This window comes from Neobacillus sp. S1227, assembly GCF_055385255.1.
In genome coordinates, this window is record NZ_AP038276.1 from 5,299,143 (window position 1) to 5,323,853 (window position 24,711).

Sequence of the window (24,711 nt, forward strand, 5' to 3'; positions counted from 1 at the left end):
GCTTAATGACACAAATCGAAAACCCGCTCTTACTTGAAACAGTGCATGAGGATTGGATTGATTATAACGGCCATATGACGGATTCTGCCTATGCAAAGGTGTTTAGCATCGCAGTCGACCAGCTGATGGTGCGGCTGGGGATTGATGCTGACTTCCGACAATATGAAATGTACACCATTTACACGCTAGAAACCCACCTCTGCTATCTAAAAGAAGCCCATAAAGGCCAAGAACTGAGGATTGGAGTGCAGTTGCTTGATTATGACGCAAAACGGCTGCACGTATTTTTTACGATGGAAAACACCCATGGCGAACGGCTCGCCACAAGCGAACAAATGCTAATGGGCATCAACACAAAAACAGGGCGGTCAGCCCCCTTCCCTTCCAGCTTCCTATCTCAAATTGAACAAGTGGGGACACTTCATAAACAAATGCCGATGCCGAAAGAAGCTGGGCGGAAAATCGGACTTTGAAGCATGTTGATGCATGGGGACGGTTCTTGTGCCCTACCCTGTCCGGGATGCACGCGAACCGTCCGAGATCACTGAAAAAAACGGGAAAATGACTCTATAGGGGATTCATGAGGACAAAATGGTTGCAATAACCGCAGGAAGTGTCCTCATAGAGTCATCATGAGGACAGAATGGTCGCAAAAATCGCAGGAAGTGTCCTCAAAGAGTTCTCATGAGGACAGAATGGTTGCAAAAACAGCAGGAAGTGTCCTCAAAGAGTTCTCATGAGGACAGAATGGTCGCAATAACCGCAGGAAGTGTTCTCATAGAGCTCTCATGAGGACAGAATGGTTGCAAAAACCGCAGGAAGTGTCCTCATAGAGCTCTCATGAGGACAGAATGGTCGCAAAAATCGCAGGAAGTGTCCTCATAGAGCTCTCATGAGGACAGAATGGTTGCAAAAACCGCAGGAAGTGTCCTCATAGAGCCATCATGAGGACAAAATCATCGCAAAAACCGCAGGAATTGGCCCTTTGGAGGTCCAATGAGACTGTGGAGGCAAAAGAACGTGTTCAATACTAAATTGCTCCGGCCAAAGGAAAATGGTCTTTATTAGGTCAATGAGTACAATATTGCTTATCCTAGGGATGTAAATGTCTTTATCCGTCCTCTTAGGGAATGTTTTTCAGTAGTCTCGAACCGTCCCTGTGCCTCACTTAATCAAAAGATCCCATGGTTTGAAATACTTCGCTTGTTTGTGGAGATACGTAAATGTTGCGGGTTGGGAAAGCGACTTCTACTCCCTCTTCCTCCAATATCCCCATGATTTGTAAGTTGATTTCATGTTTGATCTTAACGTGTTCTGCCCAAACCGTCGTATTTGTGAAAAAATAGACTAGAACATCTAGACTGCTTTCGTTATAATGATCGAACACCACCATAATCGTATCCGGATGGATTTCTTCATGATTCCTTAATAATTGTTCAATTCGGCTTACGACTCTTTGAATTTCTTCTTTGGTAGTTTTATAGTTAAGTGCTAAGTGAAAATCAATCTTTCTTTTCCCCATTCGGCTCCAGTTCGTAATCGCTTCGTTTGCAAGGGTTGCATTCGGAACAGTAACCAGAGCTTGACTAAAGGTTCGAACCTTCGTGCTTCTGAAATTGATATCCTCTACAATCCCCTCAACGCTCGGCGTTTTGATCCAGTCTCCAATGGAAAAAGGTTTTTCCGTGACAATCACGACCCCGCCAATGAGATTCCCGACCGCTTCCTTCGCCGCTAAAGCAAAGGCAAGGCCCCCTAAGCCAAGGCCAGCAACCAATCCATTGACATCATAATTAAATTCCTGACCGATAATACTGATACTGATGGCAATAATAATGACGCGAATGGTCCTTGAAATAAACGGGAGAAGAATTAAATCAATCTTATTGTTCATTTTTTCGTTAACACTGATTAAAATCCCTGTGGAAGGAGAGGACAAATTAAACAAGCCCCATGTGATTAACACTATGATCATGGATCGCAAAAATTTGATAAACAACTCATTTTGCTGCTCCATAAAAGGAAAATAATCCATCGCCAGGTACAAACCGACAATAATAAACGCCCATCCTAAAGGACGCTCAAAACTTAAACAAATTTGTGTTAAAAATTCAGTTGGTGTTTTCCTGGCTAATTTTACAATCAACTGGAATACATATTTGGTAAACAGATTTCTAAAAAGAAGAAATACAGCCAAAATCCCGATAGATATCCCTAAATTTTTCAACATGTCATAGTCTATGTCGGCTGTGGAAAAAGCCAATACTAATGAGTCCAAAGACATTTCTTAAATACCTTCCCTCTTGTTTTTAAACTTTTATTAATGGACGAACGTGGATGGCCGTCACCTAAAAAAAGAGACCATCACATCGAATTATCATACATCTCTTCACAAAATATTTGAATACAACAAAAGTCTCAGATTGAAACTAGGATCCGATGCAAGCAGTAGCCCTATCCTTAAAAAGGCTTTTAAAAATCACCACGAGATCTGACCCTGTGTTTCCTCCATCGCTAAGAACATAGGATGGTATTAGGGATATTTTATACCCAAATATAGAAGTGGAGGGTTATGACATGAGAAGATGGTTAGTTGTTTTATCAACCAGTCTGTTATTACTTTTAAGCGGTTGCTCCTTTTTGAGCAATGCCTATGACACGCTTGATTATGTAAGGGATGCGAGGAACTACTTAGACAATGTCTCCCAGTTTGCAGATGATATCTCACCGCTCATCACACAGGCAGCGGAGAGCCAAACAGCCGCAAATGACCTCAAAGCTAAACTCCAGGACATGAAAAATGCCATCGAAGCCTTTAATTCACTGGATGTCCCAGACACGGCGGCTGAATTCCACCAGCAAATAGTCCAACAAAACAACCAGTTGACTGACCAAATTGACATCTGCTTGAACAGTCTAATGGACGGAAAATGGGACCCTTCCCTCCTCGAAACAAACCAATTGCTTGATCCTATACAAGAAATCCAAAGTATGGTCGATCAGCTTCAAGAGCTGGGTGCTCAAGTCCAGGATACCCTTGGAGCAAAAGGAGCGACCTAGAACCCCTTTGTTTGCCGTTGATCAATGGTTAGTGTCTGGAGAACACAAAAAGCCCTTCTCATGGGAAGAGCTTTTTGTGAAAAAAATTAGAGGTGTGACATGACCCATTACTTGCTTTAAAGCTTATCCGCCTATCTTTTAAGGCGTTTGCCGCTTTTGATCCAAAATAATATAAGGCAGGAGAACCCGTCACCCTGCCTCACAATTTCTTGCCAAAATTGAAAGACGGGAACCTTCCCCATGCTTCATCCAATCTGCTGCTCCATTTCTTTTAGGATGTTTTCTAGTGATGTGACGATGCCTTTGTCGTCTTTGTAGCAGATGTGGTTTGGGCCGAAGTGGACCGGTGAGTCCAATCCGGCCGCGGCTGCGATTCTGAATAGTCCTTGTCTGAGCGTGACTAGAAAATTGACGACACGGTATTTTTTCTCATCAATAACGAGAGCCTTTTGCAGGTCTGGGTCTGTGGTGGCCACTCCGACCGGACAAGCGTTGGAATGGCACTTTAGTGTTTGGATACAGCCGACGGTAATCATAAATCCGCGGGCAATGTTGACCAAGTCCGCCCCCATCGCCAAGGCTATGGCAATCCGGTCGGGGGTGAACAGTTTACCCGAAGCAATGATTTTCACACGGTCCCGCACACCATATTTTTTCAAGGTTAAATCCAATATAGGAAGGGCCGATTTTATCGGCAGGCCAACGCTGTCAATTAGTTCTTGATAGGATGCGCCCGTCCCGCCTTCTCCGCCATCGACGGTAATAAAATCCGGCCCTTTTCCGGATTCCTTCATATATTTAGCCAGTTCCTCCGCACTGTCGGGACTGCCGATGACAATCTTCATGCCGACAGGCTTCCCCGTATGCTCGCGAATTTTATCAATAAAGTCAATCATCGATGCGATGTCGCCAAATTGTTTAAATCGGTTCGGGCTGTCCACCGATTTATAGGGCTCCACCTTGCGGATTGCGGCAATTTCCGGATTAACCTTTTCCGCGTCAATATGACCGCCGCGCGTTTTTGCCCCCTGAGCCAGCTTAATTTCAAAAGCCTTCACCAGGGGAATCTCGCTTTTCCGCTTTAATTCATCCCAATCCATATCCCCATTAGCGTCGCGAACCCCGAACATAGCCGGGCCAATCTGCATAATGATATCGGCGCCGCCCTCCAAATGATAGGGGGACAGCCCGCCTTCGCCAGTATTCATCCAGGTCCCTTTGGCCAGGGCCAAACCTTTGGATAATGCTGTAATGGCGTTTTTCCCCAACGCGCCGTAACTCATCGCCGACATACCGATTAAACCTTTGACAACGAAGGGATGCCTGGTTTTGGGACCAATCACTACAGCATCGTTATCATCCAATAGATTGGCAAGCGATTCCTCATCCTCCCATTTTTCCTTCCGGTCGGTGAACAATGGGTCCTTCAATAATAGATACTTTTTCGTTGTGACAGTTGTTTCCTGGTCCATTTTGATTTCTTCGGTTAGTTTCGGAAACATAGAATTGCGGACAAAAAACCCATCTTCATCAAAATCGCGTTTCGACCCGAAGCCCACTACATCCCGCTTATACTTCGCGCTTCTGACAATATGCTCATAATCGTCCCGCGAAAAAGGCTTTCCCTCCGTATCGCTGTTAAACCAATACTGCCGCATTTCTGGACCAATTTTTTCAAAAAAATAACGAATCCGGCCCAAGGCTGGATAATTCCGCAAAATCGAATGCTGTTTCTGATTCTGGTCGAAAATTAACAAATATCCAATAAAAACAACTACACCCAGCAGCACAAGTACAATAAAAACAAACTCAATAATAACAAATATATCGGCAATTTCCATCATTCCAAAGCTCCTATCAAATCTAGTATGGTATATAGACTTAATATTCGCCAGAATTGGGAAATTTATGAATGAGATGATGAAGACTTTGGGTGAGTGGGTTAAGGTTAGGGTCGTTTATTCCAGTTGAAATGTTTTCATCATGCCGGGTAGTACGTTCTTTATGAATTCATTGGCTTGTAAATTAGTTTGAGGACTTTGTACTGCAGAGTATGAGTAAATAATCTCACTGTCTTCCGTTAATTTGAATTCCGTTCCCAGGTTTAACGATGTCCATACTTGTTTTTCATACATGTGGACACTAAACAATAACGGTTTGTCAGGAGAATGATAATAGACATTCATTTCAGCAAACCAAGGATTATTCTGCTCGTAATCCGCCCTTTCAAATATCAAACGATCAAACCATGTTTTTGGAATCGAAAAATGATATCCTTCAGAAAAATAAACGGTGGTTGTGGAATTAGTTAGCTGCGAAATCTCAATCCCGTGACTTTTGAAAAATGCAGCGTTTAGCAGGCTTTGAAGATCGGAAAAAGAAAGGTGATATTGAAGCGTGCCTTCAGCGAAAGAAGCATACTCATAGGGCGGGAAATACATCACCAAGCCATCCCTTGTCAGATAAACCTGTTTTAAATCCTCAGTGCTGATTTGTGCAAACTCCCCCATCGAATCAAGTGTGTGCAAAACATCTTGTTTTAGTATGAGCTGGCTAATCAGTTGTTTTGTTTGATTCGGATTCGAACCAGTAAAGAATTCGTTCGGCTCCACAATTTTCCCATTATCCAAATCAACTAAAATCGGAACCAACACCGGCATTCCGTGTGCAGCCCCGCTAAGATAGAGATATTGGTCATAGACAAAGCTGATTAGATGGTCATTTTGAAAGGTGATTTTGTACTTTGAGTAAAACGAGGGCGGCATACTCGGGTCATCATTGGTCATTTGCTTTTCATCTGTACTGTTAGCCTTTTTCTTCAATATTGCATTGATTTGGTCTTGTGCCCCTTTGTCCTTCATGCCATCAATTTGAGGATAAATAATGTTGATAATCGGACTGTCTTTTATAATCGACTCGTCATGAATTTTAATGGTTTGATAAGAAGCTGTTTCTGGTTGATTCGTATCTTTACTCGGCTGATTGTTAGGCTTTTCCGGTTGACTGCCGCCGCCAGATTGATTCGGTTCGCCCCCTGGCTTTTCCGATTCGTTTTTTACACTTCCTTTTGGCTGATCTGAAACAGGCTTTGAACGATCCCCACTTCCGCACCCTGCCATAAAGAAAACAACTAAAATAACGGACACTAACCACCCTAATCTCATCCTCTCACTCCCCTTCATCTGATGCATCACTCTAGCTCAAACTAAAATCATATATAAACGAGGCATGACGTCCCCATGCCTCACTCATGCTTAAGCGCCTTCCTACTATACATATTCTTATTTGCCTGTTTCAATAAGTCATCGAATGTTTTTTCTTCGCTGGGGTATAGGGCTGCAAACTTAAAAAACCAACGGTGAAAACGGTGAGCTAGGTATAGGGTGGCGTAGACTGAAATCCAGGAAAAGTACCATTCCCAATGAACGTATTTAATAAGGTCTGTGAATTTTTCAAAAAAGACTTCTGAAATGATTATGACAGTTGTGATAACGGATGTGTAAAATATACGTTTCCAAATCCTTTTATGGACTGGATAATACAAGACATAAAAAACACTAATGAGAGGATATACCCAAAACTCAAAGGTGAAACTTGTTCTGTTAACCGAAGCAAACTCCCTGACTGGGTATTCGATCCAATTTAACTCTGCCACGATAAGGCCTAAAGACCAAGTTATTAACTGCTGAAAAACAAAAATGATACTTGCTTCATTTAAACGTTTTTTAGGGATTAAGACCAATGAGAAGATGGTGATGGACCAGATTGCATAGAGGATTGTCACTTCCATTCTTCCGATCCTCCCACTTCATGATAAGCCTGTAGCTTTGTGGTTCCCATAAGCCAGACGACATATCTTCTGCAGGCCCAAAACTCAAATACAAAATTAAAAAAGAATCTAATTAGTTGCTGGGCATCGACAATCATAATTCTTGTAAACGTCGCTAGTAAATACATATATAAAATAATGACCCCGGTGAATAGAACGTAATGGAGAACCTCTCTCAGTTTCCCGCCCCGGTCAGGATACCATCGATGAAAGACAACGGCCATGGTCGGAAAGAACATAAACTCCGAGGTAAAGCTAATTTTGGTTGCTTTTTCAAATAGGCGAAAATCTGCTGATAAGGCGCCAAGGGCGGTAAAGACAATGCCAAAAATCCAAGTTAATGACTGAAAAAAGAAGAAAACCGCCATATACTCCCGAATTTTTGGCTTCGGAATGACTATAAACAAAATGATAATAGAAACAATCCAAATCATCATAAGAATGAAATAATCGTAGGTCATATACTCCTCCTTATGGAGGTAGTATTAGGAGTTTATCGGATACAAATACTTTTGGTTTATAAAAAAGACATAAAAACAAGGAGACGATTCTTCTGGCTTTTGCCAGCGGAACGTCCCCTTCCTTCGCAGGCAAAATTGAGGCACGACATCGTCCCCCTACCTCACCCATGTTTAAGCGCCTTCATACTGTACATGTTCTTATCAGCTAATTTCAATAGGTCGTCAAATGTACTTCCTTCGCTGGGATACAGGGCTGCACCGATGGATACGCGGATTTCAACCTCAACAGGCGATGCATCTTTTAGGTTTTGATGGATTTCGTCCATCATTTCAGCCAAATTTTCCTTTTTCTTGGTTCCTGGGGTAATGATTAAAAATTCATCTCCACCCCACCGTGCGAGGATATCCTTTTCCTTTACACTTTTCTTTAATTGAGCAGCGATCGTCATTAAATATTGATCGCCGGCCTTGTGGCCATAAACGTCATTTATCACCTTAAAATCATTCACATCCAGCAGCAAAAGAGCAAAGTTTTGGACCTTCTGTGTAGAAATATATTTCTCAACAAATCTTCTATTGTAAAGTGTCGTCAAAATATCCTTTTCTGAATAATAGATGGCAATATCATATTGTTTCCCGAACCACCAAGCAAGCGCAAGCATGAAAGGTAATCCGATTATTTCAACCAAGCTTACATATCCATCCCTATAAAAATAATAGCTCATATAAGAGGTATTAATGATGAAAACGATCAAGACGGTTACAACCCTGCCCTTTATCCCCATAAGACCAACATCCTTCTTATCATTTAAAAATGCTAAAACCCTTCATTTTTTCTACTGAAAGTTTCATTTGGACTATTCCCGGGGTCTTAAAGTGTGCCGGTGAAACGGTCCCTTTGTTTTTTGGACAATATGCTGCCGGTAGGAAAATGGTCATTTCTTTTCATCATGATGTCTTCTTTTTTCCATTCGAATAATCTTAAAAAAGCATCCGCAATAACCGGGTCAAATTGCTTCCCTTTATTCTTTTCAATCTCCAGCAACGCCAATTCCATCGGTACCTCTGGACTGTATGCACGTTTTGATATGATGGCATCAAAGGTATCCGCAACCGCGACGATTCGAGCGGCTAATGGGATCTCTTCCCCTTTTAGCCCCATGGGATAGCCCTTTCCATCGAATCTTTCATGATGGTATAAAACGATGTCTAAAACACCCTTTTCTTCAAACTCTTTCACGTGTTTTATCATTTCGCAGCCAATGATAGGATGTTTTTTTATAAAAGAAAATTCCTTCTCCGTTAATTTTCCTGGCTTTAAAAGGATGGATTCGGGGACCCCAATTTTTCCAATATCGTGGAGTAATCCTCCTATTCTAACGGACTCAATCATATCACTTGGCAGTCTCAATTGTTTAGCAATTTTTGCGGCATAGTCGGATACATGGTGGGAATGTCCCGATGTATAGGTATCTCTTGAATCTAATGCATTTGATAAAGCAGAGATTAATTCCAAATGATCCTCTTTTATCTTCTGGCTTTTTTTCATAAATCCAACAGAAATATATAGAACGATAAGATAAGTACCTTCTAGGATGATGAATCTTAATAACGTATTAGATTGCAGGTCAAGCGGGAACCTGCTATAAACCACCAACGTGGTTAAGGTAACCAAGAATAAACTGGACCGCCGATAATAGCCAATGCCTAAAAAAATGACAGCGAGGATATAACCAATGTATATATTTTGCTCCCCCGTATTAAGGAAATGAAAAAAGAGATTAATGGCCATGACAATAATAAAACCATAACGAAAAATAACAGGCTTATTTAACAGGTCATTCATAAATGATTCTCCCCCAAACACAAATCAATGGGTATATCTATCTACTGACAATTTTACTATATTTATCCTAAAAAATAATTTTCCCCGGCCAGAGTTCGAAATTTCGACAAAAAGCTGCTCCAGGGGGACGATTCACTTGCCTCACCCTATCCAAAATCATCCTTGACTGATGCACGAGAACCGTCCTTATACCACACACCTAAAATTCCCCCCCATAAAATGACAAAAAAACTAAACCCCGCCATGTAAGCGTTTGATGTATACTGGAAGGAGTGTATTTTAAAGATTAGGAGAGTTTGCTATGTGGTTTGTTTTTGCTGTTTTGGCAGCTACTTGTTTTGGGATGCGGGGAATTCTTTATCATTGGACCTCGCAGCGGCCGATTGATCGTAATCTGATGCTGTTAGGCGTTTATATTTCTGGAACCGTTATCACGCTGGCCAGCAATGTATGGTTCCAGCAGCCGTGGACCATTGAAGCATTGTTGGGCTTCTTTTTGGGGTTATTTTCGTTTATTGCAAATGCCTCTATGTATAAGGGGTATGCTGTCGGTAAGGCCTCAATTATCGCATTATTTACAGGACTGCCGCCGCTGGTAGTCGTGATTCTTGCTTACATCCTTTGGCGCGAGGCACTTTCGACGTGGCAGTTCATCGCCTTCTTCATCGTGTTGGCGGGTCTGCTTTTAATCAAATATTCACAGGATTTAAAGCTCAATCAATTAAAAGGGATTCAATGGGGAATCTTGACCATGCTATTTTTCGGATTTACCGATACGACCGTCAAACTAGCTACCTTGTCTGGCGCGTCAACGTTTCCTGCTTTAACGGTCATGTTTGCAACTGGAGCAGTCTTGTTCGGACTATCATGGGCATTCGGCAATGCCAAAGCAAACAAAGCCCGACACGAGGCTGCAGCTGCGGTTGAGTCAGAGGGTATGGGCAGTGCCCGCAGCTGGACCGTGAAAAAAACACTCGGTGTTGGAATGGGCGTGGGGATCACCAATGCGTTGGGAATGATTTTAATCTTCCCGGCCTTCCGCGATGGGATTACCGGAATTGTCTCCGCCATCGTCGCCATGAACGTAGCCTTTGTTATTCTTTACGCACGCTTCTACCTTAAAGAAGCATGGAACAGGCGCGAAGTCACCGGCCTCATCCTGGCCTTTATTGGCATCCTGATCCTAAGGGTCGCCTCGTAGGATGATGCATGGGGACGGTTCTCATGCCTCATTTTGTTGATGCACAGTGACACGTTTAGTGCATAAGAACCAGCCCCACACATCAAAAAAGCGGCCAATTTCATTTAACTGAAATTGGCCGCTTTATTTATTTTTGCTCATGTATTTGTCTCCCTGTGTTATTGATTAATCATATTTTCTTCTGTTTGTTCCGGAAAATAGTCAGAAATACGAGTAAACAGGTAAGTGAGATAAGATTGCAGTTCAAATCGGTCTTCTTTTAAAAAGTCGTCAAACAAGGTTTTATTTTTTTCCACGTCTCTTCCCCTTTCATCGTGATTTGGAAATCTAGACATACACCATATCTGAATAAAAATAGTTTTACCTTAAGATTTAATCCTCGGTTAAATGCCTAGCCTTACAGTATCGGCCCCACCCTACGCACAATACCATGATGGCCACACGCGCCATCCACCTGTTCTTATTATAATTGAAAACGGTTACATATTCAAAGATTATTATATTACAAGTTTTGACAAAGTGCACCAAGTGAAGAGTGTACAACCCACTTAATCAAAAGCGGGCGGATTTTTATAAATAGGCACGTATAATAATTAGTGATACATGGGGCGATTCCACTGCTTCTTTTTATCCAAAATCAAATGAAAATGATGCATGAGAACCGTCCCTACGCCTCATATTCCTTTATTTGCTCTTTCAGGGTCAGTATGTAGTTCATCATTGCGACTCTGACTATGGAAGGATAGTAACGGTTATAAAGCTCTTGTTCACATTCTTCTAAATCCATCTTTTTTACTTCAATAATCTTGTTTAATTCCTCTACTGTCATGAATAGCCACCCCTACCTTTTATACTATCTCTATTTCTGCCAATCTCATAAACTTCCCCAAGATAACTATATTTTAAGGATGGACACTTTTTTCATAGATTATACTAACGTTTTGCTTCTAACAAAAAACTTTTTTAAAAATTCTTCCCCTCCTTTCTTTTATTTTTCTGAGATCTCGCATTTAATTTTTTCGCCTCGATGAAGTTTTTGAGACCTTATACGTATGAAGTGGCCATCTATTTGGAAAAAGGAAGTATTCCCTTGAAAAATACCTGGTGGTCTGGAAGGCAATTATTCTAAACAGAAAAAGGGGTATGCCCAGTACGGCAAACCCACTTTTTCTTATAAAATTAGAAAAAATCCTCTTTCCTCCCCTAACAGAAGCGGGGGGTAGATTGCGGCAAGAGCACTGCTCGAGACACTGAACTTCCTTAAAAGGCGAATGAGAGACATTTTTGTCCCCTAAATAAGTTGTTTTGGTCCTCATTGACCTTTAGATGGTCTTTTAAATAGGGGGGTAAAGACACATTTTAACCTACCCAACTCTGCCTTTCTTTTTTATCTTGGCTCTTTTCTCAGAGATTGTTGCTTTTAACTATATTGAAAACACGGAGTGGATTGGAGCGAAAGGCGCTTGACTCCTGCGGGAAATAGAGGAAAGGTCGAGACCCCGCAGACGGAACGTCGAGGAGGCTCGACTTCCTCCCCGCGGGTTTGCTGAGCGCCTGTAGCGGAAAGGAACGGACAGTGTTATTCCCAAAAACAACAAACTTTACGAAAAGAGCCTTTATCTTAATAAAACCGAGGTATGGGTGTGTTTTTTCTGTGGCTTAAACCGTCCCAGTGCCTCACCCATGCCCCCCAAATTTTATGCCGCCACGTCTCTACGTGTAAAAAGGAGCCAGGAGATTAGATTGAATACAAGGAAATAGACAGCTAGCACCCAGATGGAAAAGGACAAGGTCATTCCCTCTTGGAAAGGACGTCCGGTCAGGTACTGGGTGAGATCGGTGTTGGCGAACAACAGGTATTTGCTCCAATCGAAACGCTGCAGTGCTTCCATAACAATATTGCCCGCAAACAAGGCACCGATGGAAAACCCGATAGCCATCGCGCTGCTTCGGAAGGCGGACGAAATCATAAAGGCCATGGTTACGTACATGACCGTGGATACACCGTTAAGCATATACGTTTTCCATAGATTGAGGACCATATTCCTTTCGACAATTTTCCCATCCGCCGTCATGTTGATCAACGGTAAATCCATGTACCCAAAGCCGTATAGGATCCCATTCACTGCGACGGATATAACAAACAGCGTGAGTAACAACAACATGCTGAACAACAGAAAAGAGATATACTTGGAGACGAGGATCTTGACCCGGCTAGCCGGCCTGATAAGCAGCAGTTTGATGGTACCGGACGAAAATTCGCCAGCCACACTGTCTCCCACAATGATGATGGTGAAAATGGTAATCACGATCATCATGCTGGCCGAACCGTTTACGCCACCCCACATCGTTCCATCTGTCGAGCGAATATTGTGCTTCAAGTGATATTCATTGATAGCAATCCGCTGCTCGTAGAACGTTCGATCCTCTTCACCCAGCTTGGGCTGCTTCAGAATTTCGCTCCATTGCTGATTCTCCTGCTTCAGTTCTGCCCGCCACTTTTCGCCTTGCGCTTTTTTTCCATCGGAATGCCAATCAATGATGTTGACAAAAAGCACAAAAGCCGCCATCAGGCCGACCAGGATCCATGTTCTCACCCGCCGGTATATCTTCATATTTTCATTGAGTACTAGATTAACCAATTTGTGCAACCCCCGTTATTTCCAAGAATCGATCTTCTAAAGACTGGCTAACCAATTGAACGCCATAGATGCGAATATGGTTCTGCATCAACCCTGCCAGAATATCCGGGATCCGTTCCCGCTCGGTTGTTACCTCGACAATCCCCCCCTGTGCGAGCTTTAGCTCCTGAACCCCATCCATCTGTCTGATAGCCGCCAATGCCTGTTCCGGCGGCTGTGCTTGGATCAGATACCTTTGGGTTCGATCGTTTCCCCGGATAAAATGCTCAACCGGCATTATATTGACCAGCTTGCCCTGCTGGAGGATGGCAACCCGGTCGCACATGAGCTCCATCTCGGTCAACAGATGGCTGGAAACGATAACCGAAATTCCTTCCGTTCGGGTCAAATGTCGCAAATAATCGCGCAACTCGCGAATCCCTGCCGGGTCCAGCCCGTTCGTCGGCTCATCAAGGATCAGTAGAGATGGCCGATGCAGCAGTGCTTGGGCGACTCCCAGACGCTGGCGCATGCCAAGCGAGTACTTTTTGACTTTGTCATGGATGCGGTTTTCCAGCTTGACCAGCGACACCACTTCGTCAATCCGTTCCTTGGTTACCCCCGGCACCATACGGGCGTAATGCACAAGGTTACGGTACCCGCTCAAATACTTGTACATTTCGGGACTTTCCACGATGGCACCGACGTGGCGGATTGCTTGCTCGAATTCAGTTTTAATATTTTTCCCCTTAATCAAGACCTCACCGTTGGTAATCGACATCAGGCCGACGATCATACGGATTGTAGTGGTTTTACCGGCCCCATTCGGACCAAGGAAACCGAAAATTTCACCTTGCGGCACGTCAAACGTAAGATTGTCGATGACTGTGGTCCGGCCAATCCGTTTGGTCACATTCCGCAAGCTGATGATAGGTTCGTTGCTCATATAGTTCCTCCCTCTATAAATGTTGATTTATCAACGGTTTGACCCGTTGGTGGAGTGTCGATAAAATATTTTTCGACACTAATCCTAATAAATTTTTCATATTATGTGAAACTATTCCAATGTATGGGTACGCTACGCGGTCACTACTGGATAATGATGGTAAGTAGTGCTCTGGAATTATGCAATGCACAATGGATCTCTGCGTAGCTTATGATGACGTACCCTCCCATGTCTCTGGGCATCTAAGTGCCTACATTCCTTCGTTCGGTCTAGTCATAAGGCAGAGGCTAGCGAAGCTCCTTTAGGGACTCGAGGTCGGATGGGAAAAATATTGCCAGCTTCTCCGTGTCATCCTGTTGTCTAGGTCTATAAGGGGATGTAGACTTTACATAGCCTCTGCGAGACTAGGAATATCCTTCATCATTCGCTGTGCGTCAAACGCTTTGTGCTTTGTACTTATTCCATGTAAGACTTTTAATAGTTTTCCGCATAGAACCACAATAGATTGCTTCTTCCGTAACGGGTTAACCTTACGGTTAGTGTAATATTCATGCAGCTTTCGAAAGGCTTCATTATGGCGAACCATTGGCATCATTACTCGGAAAAGGAGGGCACGGAGCTTTCTTCTTCCCCGTTTGGAGATATGTTTTTGCCCTTTGTGCTGGCCGGAAGAGTTTTCACGTAAAGTTAATCCCGCAAGTTTAATGATTTGGCGTGGATCTTCATAGTGTGAAAAGCTACCGATTTCAGCCAACAAATCAACGATTGTGGTATCACCCAGTCCTTGAACCGTTGAGAGCCATTCGTATTCTACAGACGTTTGTACAAGCGTGACTAATTGCTGTGTAATGCTTTCAATTTCTTGTTCCAACTGGTTGTAACGGCGAACGAGCGTGGCAATTTCAATACGGGCCATCTCACGTCCTTCTGTTACTCCGATGGAGTTAGAACTGACTTCAATAAGTTGTATTGCTTTTGGTCGTTGTGGAGATTTTAGCCCCTCAACCTGTCGGTAAAGTGATAAGACTTCATCGGGTTGCTTTTGAAAAAGATCACTTGGAAATGGAGTACATTCAAGCACAGCCAGAGCCATTTTGCCGAATGACGGAAACACCTGAGTGAATTCAGGGAAATAGCGATCTAACCAGCGAATCATCATGTTTTTGACAGCACCTAATTCCTCTGTCAACTTACCTCTAAATGTTGACCCAACACGAAGCTCCGCCTCAATGTCTTTCAAAATACGTGGATAACTAAAGCGTCCATCTTTTATGAGACGAGCGATCACCAGCGCATCTTTGCGGTCATGTTTGGTTGGTAAATTGTCGTCCAACTCTTTTGAGCGCTTGACGTGCAAAGGATTAACCATTGCGAGGGGAATGCCTCGTTCCTCAAGGAAATAAGCTAAATTAAGCCAGTAATGGCCAGTAGGTTCAATCCCAACGATGACTTCTGTTTTTTCGTGTTCTTTCATCGCAGTTAGAATACGATGATAAAAATGCTGGAAACCATCATTAGACTGTAATATAGAAAATGATTTTTGGAGCACTCGCCCTCGATCATCTACAAAGTAGGCGAAATGTTTTCTCTTCGCAATATCGATTCCGACAACGAGTGTTTTTTCAGTGACTTGATTTATTTTATGGTTTTGTTTAAAATCCATATGGAGTCCTCCTTGGTTAACAAATTAGGGGTCAATTTCTGCAGATTTTGACACCCCGTATCATACCAAGAGGGCTCTTTTTTGTTCAAGTCCCCGAAAATCCTTCTAACAGGAATGCTCCTTTAATAATGGACTTGGACCTCTTGTCCTCTTGCTGAAAAATTTTAACTACCCTAACTTACTCATACTATTCGGAAATCCAATCTCCTCTTTATTTTTCATCCTGAGATCAGGATACCCAGCAAATCTTAACAAGCAGTATGAAAGAACTAGGGATGGTACCTCTCTTAATCTTTTTCTAATTAACATCACCACGGAAATGGATTTGGACGTCTTCTCCTTTTGTCAGCAAATGTTAACGATTCTTACTTAATCATCCATGAATGTCTTCATAAATTTTGAATTCTAATATCTCGGCTGACACTCTTATGCCTCATGCACCTCACATATTTATGGTTATTTGGAATTTAACACATTTTTTATCGATTATCAATAATTTTTTATTTATTTTTATGTTATTTTTGTTGTTTAACAATCACGGATTCAGACAAAAAATAAAAAGCATTCCTTATTTGAAAGAAATGCTCTAGAGCGGTACATGGGGACGGTTCTCATGTCTCACTCCTTCTAAATTGAAAAAAATGATGCACAAATCGTCCGAGATCACTGAAAAAACACGCCTAACATTGGCTTATTAAAGACAAAACCGCCTCGACTGAGGTTGAAAATGTCTTTAATCCACCTTTTTCAGTGGTCTCGAACCGTCCCCATGTCTCATTTTGCTTGCCGCCATTGTGTAATTTTACCTAATATAGTGAGTCCGATTATGAAGGTGGTTGTCCAAGAGTTGATGATACTAAGCATAGGTAACCCCCAAATGCCCCAATGGAATAGAGCGTAAACGGAATGAAGTACATTAACTAAAAGTAGTACCGTTGAAGAGGCGAGGCAAATCTTAGGTATTTTTTGCAGCAGGAGCTTTTTCTTTTCTACAAAGTTCCCTTTTGCGTATTTTCTTTGATGAAGCCAGTCAATCCCATTCTCAAGCAGCCAAACAATCGACCAGCTTAATAATGGAACTTTAATAATGTATTTGTAAGCGACCTGTGTAGCGGGGTCTTGTAATATGTTACTGCCGATTAGTAAATTTACTACTACAGCCAAACTGATTGCTACAAAGAATAGGATGCCCATTGTTGTAAGGACCACTGATACATATCGGATTGGCCAGACGTCCTTTGTTACAAGCGTATAAAGAACAAATAATGCATATAGTGAAGCGAATATCAATTCCACATGAAAAAATGCTGACACCAATACTGTAATAACGACCCATATGGCAATCGTTGTTTCCGGATCGCTTACCTTACCTCGTCTGGAACGCCTTCCGCGATGTCCTTTACGGATAAAACTTTTAAACCGCGGTATTCTAGTCACCGTTTTCCTCTTTGATCCCTTACTACCGCTGCCGGTATACACGCCGCCGTCATAGTTATCGTACCATTCGTCATTCATGTTGAATTCCTCCAGTGAAGTATTGCTCCTGTTGTGCAGGGTAAGGAATTGTAATAGCACTTGTCTATTGCCAAACTCACTCATATATAATACTACCATAATAACTTTCAACGAAATTCTCGGCTGCCTCTGTATGACTCTAATCATACATCATCACACCACAAGCACCGCTATTTTCTAAAAAGGAACCTTGGTTTGTCTCTGGATCAGTGTTTCGCTGAATCCTTGTCTCCGGCTCTTGGCTATTTCGCCACTAGTGATACAAGGTTTGTTGCTTTGTTAATAGCGAAGGGTAAAGAAAAGAGCATGGAAAACTTCCATCCTTCCAGGGAATCCGCTAACTAAAAGATGCACGAGAACCGTCCCCCTGCATCAAAGCCCTGCTTGTTTTGTCCTTAGGGCTGCCTCCGTCCTGTCTACCACTTGAAGCTTGATGAGGATGTTGCTCACTGATTTCTTACGGTCTTGGGACAAAATGACCCCCTTCCACAGAGGACCGATACCAATCGGAACGGTTTTTCTGAAAGTTTTTGAAGAGTGCAGGCTGTAATCTTATAGCGCTAACGGGCAGGCTCAATTTGCGGCTTACGTTTATTGCCGTACAGCCTTGACCATAATAATAGACAGCAGAGGAAATGGGGGGAACAGTATGGCGGAGATTAAGTATGAGATTACTTCATCAATAGGCAAACTATCCGAATCTCCTAAGGGATGGAGCAAGGAGCTGAATCTCGTTAGCTGGAACGGAAAAGAACCCAAGTATGATTTGCGGGATTGGGCACCTAACCATGAAAAGATGGGTAAGGGAGTCACACTTTCAAAAGAAGAACTGCAGGCATTGAAAGATTTATTAAATGGGATGGAATTGTAATCTTGATAATAATGGGCTGACTACTTAAAGGGGTCAGCCCTTATTCTTGGGGTTAAAGAGAAAATGGGAAAATATCAGGTTGGAAAGTAAACTAAGAATTTTGGAAAGTAAAAGGGGAGAATAGGAAAGTATCTGGTCAAAAAGAGAAAGTAAATCATCAATTTGGAAAGTAACCGGACCATTCCGGAAAGTATATCCAAATAAGTGGAAATCCCCTCTAAAATTCTCCTATTTCTCCCCCTGAATCACACCTAAAATGAGGCACGAGAACCGTCCGAGACTACTGAAAAAGTCGGTATTTTTTTTTACATTGGTTAGACGGTTCACGTTTTTTTGTTTGGCTCTTTTCGTAAAGTTTGTTGTTTTTGGGAATAACACTGTCCGTTCCTTTCCGCTACAGGCGCTTGCTTTCCGCGGGGAGGAAGTCGAGCCTCCTCGACGTTCCGTCTGCGGGGTCTCGACCTTTCCTCTATTTCCCGCAGGAGTCAAGCGCCTTTCGCTCCAATCCACTCGGTGTTTTCAATATAGTTAAAAGCAACAATCTCTGAGAAAAGAGCCTTTTGTTTAAAATCCATAAAATTATCGACTTTTTTCAAGAATCGAGCTTAATATGTAATAATATGTGGGTTTTAAGCGGATAGGATGTTTGCTATCCGCTTTAAATTTACCGCAAAAGCAGTTAGCTTTGCTTGTGTGGACATGCTTTTTAGACCGTACCCCCTGGCACGATCTAGCCCGTGGAAATTTTTCATTTCCCCGTTCTTCCATTCTTGGCAAGCCCTTTTTTTGTATTTTTCTTTGAATTCCTCCGTCTTTTGCTTTTGGCTATACTCATAGAATTCCGGGGCGCTGATTTTGTAGAACCAGCAATTTCACCTTTAGTTCAGGTTCTTTGTCAGGTCTTCCATAATATTTAAAGTAGGATTTTTCAAGGAGTTTATTAATAACACTAAAGTCAACGGCATCATTAATTAATCTAAGAATATGATTATCTGGAATTTTATCGTATAATAATGAATAGATGCTTAACTGCATATTTTTTTCTTTAAGCATATAGAAAAGTCCTCCTAATTTGGTTTTTTGGTTTCTAGTCAACTCCATTATACCAAATTTGAGGGCTTTTCTATCTATTTATTCATGGTATTTCCAATTATATGGAAGTGTTTTTTAGTGGTCTCGGACGGTTTTCGTACATCATTTGCCGGGCCCAAAAAGCCAGCAGAACCGTCCACATAATCAACTCGGGTACTTTTCCTGCAAAAATCGGATCGATTCATTAATTAAGGCTTTTAGGACGTCAACATTTATATCCGCTACTTTATTGATATACACACATGCTTTTCCTGTTGAATATTTTCCAAAGTCTCCCAGTAATTCCTCGCGCTTGGTTTCACCTGGAGCAAAATACAAGCTGATTTTGGCTTTACGAGGCGAAAAACCTACCAGCGGCGCGTCGCCTTCATGACCGGAAGCGTATTTATAGTGATAGGAACCGAAGCCGATAATGCTTGGCCCCCACATTTTTGCTTCAAACCCTGTTGTTTCTGTAAAAATTTCTAATAATTTATAGGCATCTTCACGCTTCCTAGGGCTGTCAACAGTTTCAATAAACTCTACAACACTATTGCCGGTTTCTTTGGTTTTCTGTTCATACATTTTGGGGAAACACTCCTTTTTTAAGCTTGAGTGGTTTTCTCATTTTTAAGTCGTTTCTCCGATAGAAGTACGAAAAGAAGAGTGACAACCACGCCAGCCTACATTAATTTAGTTGCAGCCCCATTTTACCATTTTCACCCAATCAGAAAAACCTATCAATCTAAGGTAAAATCAGTAGACAAAATGAATAGAGGAGAATTGTACCTTCTCCTCTAAAAAATTCCCTTTTAAGAAACTGTCATCGAAAAATGACCCTTATTCAATATTTGCTCTAAAACATACCCAAATTGATACAATTCTGCTTCATGACCATGTTTTCCGATTAATTGGACACCAATCGGCAGTTTACTAGCTGACATTCCACAAGGAATTGATAATGAGGGATTGCCTGTATAGTTTGTTGGCGACGTCAACCTTAACAAAGCGTGGCGGACCGCCTCTATTTTGTTTTGTATTTGTACTTCTCGCTGACCAATATTCGTCGGAAGGATGGGCAGTGTCGGCGTCAATAAGACATTGACTTGATCAAAGACCTGATTAAACTCCGCAATGATTTGTTTCCTTTCGATTTGGGATTGAACATATTCATATCCTTTGACTTCTTGACTTGCTGCTAATCTCTCAAAAACTTCATCATCTATATCATCTTTGTGGTGCTTTAATGTATCAACATGGACCGCCGCTGCTTCCGATTGAATGGTCACAACCTGAGCTTTTGCCACTTTGGCCATATTAGGAATTTCCACTTTCATAATGACTGCTCCAGCCTGCTCATAAAGATGAATACAATTCATGACCGCAGCATGCACTTCTTCATCAATCATTTCAAAATAAACAGATGGGATGCCAATCACTTTTCCTTTAACGGCATGACCAATTAGACTGGAATAATCCCTGCTTTCCGTATGCAGCGAATAGGAATCCTCAGCATCATAGCCAGCCAGTATATTCAACATTAATGCGTTATCCCTCACATTCGTTGTCATAGGGCCGATATGATCAAGGGTATAGGCTAAAGGAAAAGCCCCTTTTTTGCTTACTAATCCAAAGGTTGGTTTCATTCCAACTATTCCGCATGCAGAAGACGGAATCCGGATTGAACCACCTGTGTCCGTTCCTAATGCACCGAAAACCATTCCAGAGGCAACTGCCGCACCCGATCCACTGCTAGAACCGCCAGTAATTTTGTCTAAATTATGCGGGTTACGGCATGGACCAAAATAGGAACGATCGCCAATTGGTCCATAGGCAAATTCATGGGTATTCGTTTTTCCAATAATAATGGCACCTGCATCCCTTAATTTTTGGACGACTGTTGCATCTACATCAGGAACAAATTGCTCATACACCTTTGACCCCATCGTTGTGCGAATTCCTTTTGTAAAAATTAAATCTTTGACAGCGATTGGGATACCGTGAAGCGGGCTTCTAATTTTTCCAGCCAATAATTCTTGCTCTAATTCCTGTGCTGCTTGTAAGGATTCTTCTTCACAAACTGTAATAAAGGCATTGTTTTTCGGGTTTTCTTCCGAAATTTTGTCTAACGCTTTTTTGACTAAGTCAATTGGTGATAATTCTTTATTTTCAAGCAATTTTGAGGTGGACAAAATATCCATTAGGCAGTCACCCTTTTTACTTCGTTTTTTACTTGCCGTTGACCTGGTTTAACAAAGGACATTGCTACCATTCCAGCGGCAGCCGCAATTCCTGCTGCTACAAACATGGAAGAGTAACCAAAGCTAACTACTAAGAAACCGGTTAAAATTGGTGCGATAATGGTTGCAGTATTCGTAATAAAATGGGTAATCCCGCCAAATGTTCCGGCACGACTTGGTTCTGTATCAATAATGACGGACCAATAAACAGAATTCGGAAGCGAATTGAAGGCGTTACCAATACACATTAAGACCATCACTCCGACAATCGTGTCTTGAGTAGGGATTAATATGAAGCATGTTGCTGTTAATAATAACGAAACGACAGCTAAACCTGATCGTGCGATGCGCAAATTTCCAGTTTTCATTCGTAAATAATCCGAGATTTTCCCGCCAAGCAAGACTGTAAAACAAGCTCCAACCCAAGGAATCATTCCTAAATACCAGAGCGAGGATAATTGAAAGCCAAATTGATCTTGCAAGTATTTTGGTGTCCAAGTTAGTAATAAGAAATTTATATATTGGAATGCAAAATAACCTAGAGCATTAAAAATAAGTGTTGGATTTTTAAAGAAATGATACCACTTAATAGAGTCGTCATGCTGACCGACCACTTTTTCATTAGGCAATAAATCCTTAACGGAACGAATCCTTTCAAGCTCTTCCTTCGATACTTTCGGATTTTGCTCAGGTAAATCGGTAAACATTTTTGACCATGAAATAACCCATACAATACCTAAACTGCCAAGAATAAGAAACATCACTTTCCAGCTTGTTACAGTTAACAGTAATACTGCAGCAGGAGCAGTTAACATGGCTCCCAATGGTGTTCCTAAAAGGCCCATCGATACAGCAAACCCGCGTTCCTTAGGTGTAGCCCAGTTTGCATTTGTTTTATTAATCGTTGAAAAAGTCGGTCCTTCTGCAAAACCAAATAAGATACGGATCACGGCGAATCCAGTTAGAGCCGAACCGCCAAATAAGGCTAAACCAATATCTCCGGCAAAGGCAGTGGCTATGACAAAAACGGACCAGCCCACACCGATAAAGATCCAAACAAATTTCGGCCCTTTTTTATCTGCGAGAATTCCTCCAAAGAGAGATCCAAATAAATAACCAAACCCAAAATAGCCAAGTACGGCTCCCCAAGAAATAGGGTCAAATCCATACTCGCCAATTATATCTTTTTGAGCGTACGAAATGGCTCCCCTATCGATGTAGTTGATGATAACCATCAGTACCATCATGAACATAATTTGATAACGATAATTTTTCTTCATATAACACCTGCTCTTTCCTTACCTATTTTATAAACTTGAAAAATACTTTTGTGCTTCAAATTTCACACGGTCATAATGGTGACTCAAGGTTTTTTCCACATCATTCGTTTTTAAACCTTCTATCACTTTCAAATGTTCATCTATGACTTCTTTTCTTCTAATCGGACTTTTTAAGACTGTCATCGCAATTCTCCGCATGACATCGTATACTTGATCACTCATGGAATTGAGTCTTTTATTACCGCCAAATAGATTAATAGTTTTATGAAATTCTTCATCAATCAATGTAAACTCGTAGTCTGATTGAAGAGAGGAAACTGATTCCATTTTGCTCATAATATGTTGCAGTGCTTCTATTTTGTCGCTTGTCATATTTTCTGCTGCACTTTTTGCCAAGGCCGTTTCAATGATTAATCTAATTTGTAAAATTTCTTCTACATCTTTCATGGTTAAAGGGCTTACATAAGTGCCCTTGTAAGGAATGGAAATCACCCACTCTTCTGCTTCTAATCTTTGAATGGCTTCCCTAAACGGGGTTCTGCTAATACCAAACAGCTCCATTGCCTTCATTTCAGTTAACGCTTCATTATCAGATAATACCCCCTTAATAATGGCTTCTTTAATAACATGATAGGATTGTGATTTTAACGATTTTGGGCTGACTAAATAGTTCCTCATATTTGCCCCCCCCTTTAAATGAAATTTTATAATAATAAAAATTATCTGTAAATATATTATATATAATACGGAATTTTCTGAATTTTACTTAGAGAAGTTATATAAAGGAAAATCTCCTAATTTAACCTTATGGATGGGCTTCGCATTTTGCTTTTGCATGCTCATCTCATCCTTATCCTCAAAAATGTTGGAAAGTAAATGACCAAAACTGGAAAGTAATAGTGGATAATAGGAAAGTATTTGGTCAAGATCTGATAGTAAAATCATCAAATGGGAAAGTAACCGCATCATTTCGGAAAGTATATCCAAATAAATGGCAATTACTCAAAAAAGTTACATAGGCATTTCTTTCTTTCGCGCAACTTGATGTTTCACAAAAAAACACTAAGGCACAGCTAGCATAAGATCGCTAGCTGTGCCCTTTTACGCGCAAAACTTTGGTTTGTCAGCTTAAAGAACCGTCCACATGACTAAAAAAAGTGATGCATGGGAACCGTCCCCATGACTCCCCATGACTCACAAAACGGCTGCTTTTGATAGATTTTCACTCTCAATCAATAATTCTGTCACTTTTACGTTGGAAGGCATTAACGGGTGGTTTCGAATGACTTCAGCACTATTTTGCATGCTGTTGGCAGAGGCTTCGTTGCCCTCCAGCCATTCTCTGATGCTGCCTTTTGGAAGTTCTGGCATACTATTTTTAAACAGATAATCCAATGTTTGAATTTTCTCTTGTAATTCTTTATTATTATATATTTTCTTTAGAGTCTCTCTAGCATTCTTTCGATTAGCCGTTGGAACGGCAACGAATATTTCTTCAACATTTTCCCGATAGACAGCAATAATGAGGTCCCGCATGAGATCACTAAAGGGTTCAATGGCGGGCCCATACGATTGCAAGACTAAAATATGATCCGGATGAAGACCACTCATCTCGTTCATGATACTTTCCGGACTTTGCTCCATTCCCATCACAAACAGCACTTTTTTATTATCGGCCATTTTCATTACGTTCACCTCATTTTTAAATTGAATACAGACGAAATCGCAATTAAGATAGTTCTTTCCCCAAATTTCCTGATAGTTTAAAAACCATGACCCGTTCACCGGTTTGGGTGCTGATGTCGGTATGAAAACTGATGAGTTCCTGACCTGTTAGCGAAAAAATAATTTGTTTTAACTCCTCTTGGCCTGATTCCACCAAGCCGTTTCGGGTTGTTTTTATGGATAACAATCCTTCTTTATCTTTGCATAAAGCATATTCAGCGGGGGTTAAGATGCCATTTAATACAACGATCACCATATCCCGCAAAATATCAGTCTTTACAGAAAGGGAACCCCGTCCAAGGTAACTTTTCTCCCATTGCGTTAATGCTTTACTAATTTCAGCCTCAATAGCGCCTTTTGATTTCTCCATATCGACTTTTAT

Annotated in this window: 23 protein-coding genes and 2 pseudogenes; 4 read left to right on the top strand and 21 right to left on the bottom strand. The window is 41.5% G+C overall.

What is annotated here, in order from left to right; genetic code table 11:
* The first annotated feature begins 5 nt into the window (after nt 1-5).
* Nucleotides 6-473, top strand: a complete 468-nt coding sequence (locus ACZ5AE_RS26445; protein WP_464567600.1) for a thioesterase family protein — start codon at nt 6-8, stop codon at nt 471-473.
* A gap of 695 nt (nt 474-1,168) precedes the next feature.
* Here ACZ5AE_RS26445 and ACZ5AE_RS26450 read toward each other — a convergent pair.
* Nucleotides 1,169-2,284, bottom strand: a complete 1,116-nt coding sequence (locus ACZ5AE_RS26450; protein ID WP_464567602.1) for a mechanosensitive ion channel family protein — start codon at nt 2,282-2,284, stop codon at nt 1,169-1,171.
* Between the two features lie 293 nt (nt 2,285-2,577).
* Here ACZ5AE_RS26450 and ACZ5AE_RS26455 point away from each other — a divergent pair, with 293 nt between their 5' ends.
* Complete coding sequence (locus ACZ5AE_RS26455) at nt 2,578-3,060, top strand: DUF6376 family protein (RefSeq protein ID WP_464567604.1); 483 nt, start codon at nt 2,578-2,580, stop codon at nt 3,058-3,060.
* 245 nt (nt 3,061-3,305) lie between these two features.
* Here ACZ5AE_RS26455 and ACZ5AE_RS26460 read toward each other — a convergent pair whose 3' ends face one another.
* From ACZ5AE_RS26460 to ACZ5AE_RS26485, 6 genes are all read right to left on the bottom strand, one after another.
* The gene (locus ACZ5AE_RS26460; protein WP_464573742.1) at nt 3,306-4,901 is read right to left on the bottom strand and encodes an FMN-binding glutamate synthase family protein; all 1,596 of its coding nucleotides are present in this window, start codon (nt 4,899-4,901) and stop codon (nt 3,306-3,308) included.
* A gap of 117 nt (nt 4,902-5,018) precedes the next feature.
* Nucleotides 5,019-6,224, bottom strand: coding sequence for a DUF3298 and DUF4163 domain-containing protein (locus ACZ5AE_RS26465; RefSeq protein ID WP_464567606.1), 1,206 nt, complete (start codon nt 6,222-6,224; stop codon nt 5,019-5,021).
* Nucleotides 6,225-6,304: 80 nt separating this feature from the next.
* Complete coding sequence (locus ACZ5AE_RS26470; RefSeq protein WP_464567608.1) at nt 6,305-6,850, bottom strand: CBO0543 family protein; 546 nt, start codon at nt 6,848-6,850, stop codon at nt 6,305-6,307.
* Nucleotides 6,841-7,350, bottom strand: a complete 510-nt coding sequence (locus tag ACZ5AE_RS26475) for a CBO0543 family protein (RefSeq protein WP_464567610.1) — start codon at nt 7,348-7,350, stop codon at nt 6,841-6,843. The genes ACZ5AE_RS26470 and ACZ5AE_RS26475 overlap by 10 nt, the downstream gene beginning before the upstream one ends.
* A gap of 161 nt (nt 7,351-7,511) precedes the next feature.
* Nucleotides 7,512-8,135 (bottom strand): diguanylate cyclase, encoded by a 624-nt coding sequence (locus ACZ5AE_RS26480; protein WP_464567612.1) that lies wholly within the window; start codon nt 8,133-8,135, stop codon nt 7,512-7,514.
* An 86-nt stretch (nt 8,136-8,221) separates the two neighbouring features.
* A complete protein-coding gene (locus tag ACZ5AE_RS26485) occupies nt 8,222-9,196 on the bottom strand; it encodes an HD-GYP domain-containing protein (protein ID WP_464567614.1) in 975 nt (324 codons plus the stop codon).
* Nucleotides 9,197-9,497: 301 nt separating this feature from the next.
* On the opposite strand from ACZ5AE_RS26485, the gene ACZ5AE_RS26490 reads away from it, so the two are divergent.
* On the top strand, nt 9,498-10,397 hold the full coding sequence (locus ACZ5AE_RS26490) for an EamA family transporter (protein ID WP_464567616.1): 900 nt from the start codon (nt 9,498-9,500) through the stop codon (nt 10,395-10,397).
* 158 nt (nt 10,398-10,555) lie between these two features.
* On the opposite strand, the gene ACZ5AE_RS26495 is transcribed toward ACZ5AE_RS26490, so the two are convergent.
* The 6 genes from ACZ5AE_RS26495 to ACZ5AE_RS26520 all read right to left on the bottom strand — a co-directional run bounded on the left by ACZ5AE_RS26495 (nt 10,556) and on the right by ACZ5AE_RS26520 (nt 17,142).
* Complete coding sequence (locus ACZ5AE_RS26495) at nt 10,556-10,732, bottom strand: hypothetical protein (RefSeq protein WP_464567618.1); 177 nt, start codon at nt 10,730-10,732, stop codon at nt 10,556-10,558.
* A 332-nt stretch (nt 10,733-11,064) separates the two neighbouring features.
* Complete coding sequence (locus ACZ5AE_RS26500; RefSeq protein WP_464567620.1) at nt 11,065-11,226, bottom strand: hypothetical protein; 162 nt, start codon at nt 11,224-11,226, stop codon at nt 11,065-11,067.
* An 868-nt stretch (nt 11,227-12,094) separates the two neighbouring features.
* Nucleotides 12,095-13,039 (bottom strand): ABC transporter permease, encoded by a 945-nt coding sequence (locus tag ACZ5AE_RS26505; RefSeq protein ID WP_464567622.1) that lies wholly within the window; start codon nt 13,037-13,039, stop codon nt 12,095-12,097.
* A complete protein-coding gene (locus ACZ5AE_RS26510) occupies nt 13,032-13,964 on the bottom strand; it encodes an ABC transporter ATP-binding protein (protein WP_464567624.1) in 933 nt (310 codons plus the stop codon). The genes ACZ5AE_RS26505 and ACZ5AE_RS26510 overlap by 8 nt, the downstream gene beginning before the upstream one ends.
* A gap of 385 nt (nt 13,965-14,349) precedes the next feature.
* The gene (locus ACZ5AE_RS26515) at nt 14,350-15,627 is read right to left on the bottom strand and encodes an IS110 family RNA-guided transposase (RefSeq protein WP_464567626.1); all 1,278 of its coding nucleotides are present in this window, start codon (nt 15,625-15,627) and stop codon (nt 14,350-14,352) included.
* Between the two features lie 774 nt (nt 15,628-16,401).
* Complete coding sequence (locus ACZ5AE_RS26520) at nt 16,402-17,142, bottom strand: hypothetical protein (protein ID WP_464567628.1); 741 nt, start codon at nt 17,140-17,142, stop codon at nt 16,402-16,404.
* A gap of 649 nt (nt 17,143-17,791) precedes the next feature.
* On the opposite strand from ACZ5AE_RS26520, the gene ACZ5AE_RS26525 reads away from it, so the two are divergent.
* Entirely contained in the window at nt 17,792-18,013 is a 222-nt protein-coding gene (locus ACZ5AE_RS26525; protein WP_464567630.1) for a YdbC family protein, read from the top strand.
* A gap of 632 nt (nt 18,014-18,645) precedes the next feature.
* Here the strand turns inward: ACZ5AE_RS26525 and ACZ5AE_RS26530 are convergent.
* The 8 genes and pseudogenes from ACZ5AE_RS26530 to ACZ5AE_RS26565 form a co-directional block, all read right to left on the bottom strand.
* Nucleotides 18,646-18,867: pseudogene (locus ACZ5AE_RS26530) on the bottom strand (transposase); the annotation flags it as partial.
* Nucleotides 18,866-19,066 (bottom strand): annotated as a pseudogene (locus ACZ5AE_RS26535) (transposase); the annotation flags it as partial. The pseudogenes ACZ5AE_RS26535 and ACZ5AE_RS26530, both read right to left, overlap by 2 nt.
* Before the next feature lie 183 nt (nt 19,067-19,249).
* Entirely contained in the window at nt 19,250-19,669 is a 420-nt protein-coding gene (locus ACZ5AE_RS26540) for a DUF1801 domain-containing protein (RefSeq protein ID WP_464567632.1), read from the bottom strand.
* 227 nt (nt 19,670-19,896) lie between these two features.
* Complete coding sequence (locus tag ACZ5AE_RS26545) at nt 19,897-21,285, bottom strand: amidase (protein WP_464567634.1); 1,389 nt, start codon at nt 21,283-21,285, stop codon at nt 19,897-19,899.
* Nucleotides 21,285-22,604 (bottom strand): MFS transporter, encoded by a 1,320-nt coding sequence (locus ACZ5AE_RS26550; RefSeq protein WP_464567636.1) that lies wholly within the window; start codon nt 22,602-22,604, stop codon nt 21,285-21,287. The genes ACZ5AE_RS26545 and ACZ5AE_RS26550 overlap by 1 nt, the downstream gene beginning before the upstream one ends.
* Nucleotides 22,605-22,631: 27 nt before the next feature.
* Nucleotides 22,632-23,282, bottom strand: coding sequence for a GntR family transcriptional regulator (locus ACZ5AE_RS26555; RefSeq protein ID WP_464567638.1), 651 nt, complete (start codon nt 23,280-23,282; stop codon nt 22,632-22,634).
* A 516-nt stretch (nt 23,283-23,798) separates the two neighbouring features.
* The gene (locus ACZ5AE_RS26560; protein ID WP_464567640.1) at nt 23,799-24,290 is read right to left on the bottom strand and encodes a carbonic anhydrase; all 492 of its coding nucleotides are present in this window, start codon (nt 24,288-24,290) and stop codon (nt 23,799-23,801) included.
* A gap of 43 nt (nt 24,291-24,333) precedes the next feature.
* Nucleotides 24,334-24,699: a Na-translocating system protein MpsC family protein gene (locus ACZ5AE_RS26565; RefSeq protein ID WP_464567642.1), complete on the bottom strand. Its 366-nt coding sequence runs from the start codon at nt 24,697-24,699 to the stop codon at nt 24,334-24,336.
* Between the last annotated feature and the right edge of the window lie 12 nt (nt 24,700-24,711).

Coding starts and splice junctions, on each gene's coding strand:
- ACZ5AE_RS26450 (WP_464567602.1), bottom strand. CDS start 2,284: ATGTCTTTGGACTCATTAGTATTGGCTTTTTCCACAGCCGACATAGAC.
- ACZ5AE_RS26480 (WP_464567612.1), bottom strand. CDS start 8,135: ATGGGGATAAAGGGCAGGGTTGTAACCGTCTTGATCGTTTTCATCATT.
- ACZ5AE_RS26470 (WP_464567608.1), bottom strand. CDS start 6,850: ATGGAAGTGACAATCCTCTATGCAATCTGGTCCATCACCATCTTCTCA.
- ACZ5AE_RS26455 (WP_464567604.1), top strand. CDS start 2,578: ATGAGAAGATGGTTAGTTGTTTTATCAACCAGTCTGTTATTACTTTTA.
- ACZ5AE_RS26515 (WP_464567626.1), bottom strand. CDS start 15,627: ATGGATTTTAAACAAAACCATAAAATAAATCAAGTCACTGAAAAAACA.
- ACZ5AE_RS26445 (WP_464567600.1), top strand. CDS start 6: ATGACACAAATCGAAAACCCGCTCTTACTTGAAACAGTGCATGAGGAT.
- ACZ5AE_RS26540 (WP_464567632.1), bottom strand. CDS start 19,669: ATGTATGAACAGAAAACCAAAGAAACCGGCAATAGTGTTGTAGAGTTT.
- ACZ5AE_RS26490 (WP_464567616.1), top strand. CDS start 9,498: ATGTGGTTTGTTTTTGCTGTTTTGGCAGCTACTTGTTTTGGGATGCGG.
- ACZ5AE_RS26550 (WP_464567636.1), bottom strand. CDS start 22,604: ATGAAGAAAAATTATCGTTATCAAATTATGTTCATGATGGTACTGATG.
- ACZ5AE_RS26555 (WP_464567638.1), bottom strand. CDS start 23,282: ATGAGGAACTATTTAGTCAGCCCAAAATCGTTAAAATCACAATCCTAT.
- ACZ5AE_RS26465 (WP_464567606.1), bottom strand. CDS start 6,224: ATGAGATTAGGGTGGTTAGTGTCCGTTATTTTAGTTGTTTTCTTTATG.
- ACZ5AE_RS26475 (WP_464567610.1), bottom strand. CDS start 7,350: ATGACCTACGATTATTTCATTCTTATGATGATTTGGATTGTTTCTATT.
- ACZ5AE_RS26460 (WP_464573742.1), bottom strand. CDS start 4,901: ATGGAAATTGCCGATATATTTGTTATTATTGAGTTTGTTTTTATTGTA.
- ACZ5AE_RS26565 (WP_464567642.1), bottom strand. CDS start 24,699: ATGGAGAAATCAAAAGGCGCTATTGAGGCTGAAATTAGTAAAGCATTA.
- ACZ5AE_RS26495 (WP_464567618.1), bottom strand. CDS start 10,732: ATGTCTAGATTTCCAAATCACGATGAAAGGGGAAGAGACGTGGAAAAA.
- ACZ5AE_RS26485 (WP_464567614.1), bottom strand. CDS start 9,196: ATGAATGACCTGTTAAATAAGCCTGTTATTTTTCGTTATGGTTTTATT.
- ACZ5AE_RS26510 (WP_464567624.1), bottom strand. CDS start 13,964: ATGAGCAACGAACCTATCATCAGCTTGCGGAATGTGACCAAACGGATT.
- ACZ5AE_RS26500 (WP_464567620.1), bottom strand. CDS start 11,226: ATGACAGTAGAGGAATTAAACAAGATTATTGAAGTAAAAAAGATGGAT.
- ACZ5AE_RS26545 (WP_464567634.1), bottom strand. CDS start 21,285: ATGGATATTTTGTCCACCTCAAAATTGCTTGAAAATAAAGAATTATCA.
- ACZ5AE_RS26520 (WP_464567628.1), bottom strand. CDS start 17,142: ATGAATGACGAATGGTACGATAACTATGACGGCGGCGTGTATACCGGC.
- ACZ5AE_RS26560 (WP_464567640.1), bottom strand. CDS start 24,290: ATGAAAATGGCCGATAATAAAAAAGTGCTGTTTGTGATGGGAATGGAG.
- ACZ5AE_RS26525 (WP_464567630.1), top strand. CDS start 17,792: ATGGCGGAGATTAAGTATGAGATTACTTCATCAATAGGCAAACTATCC.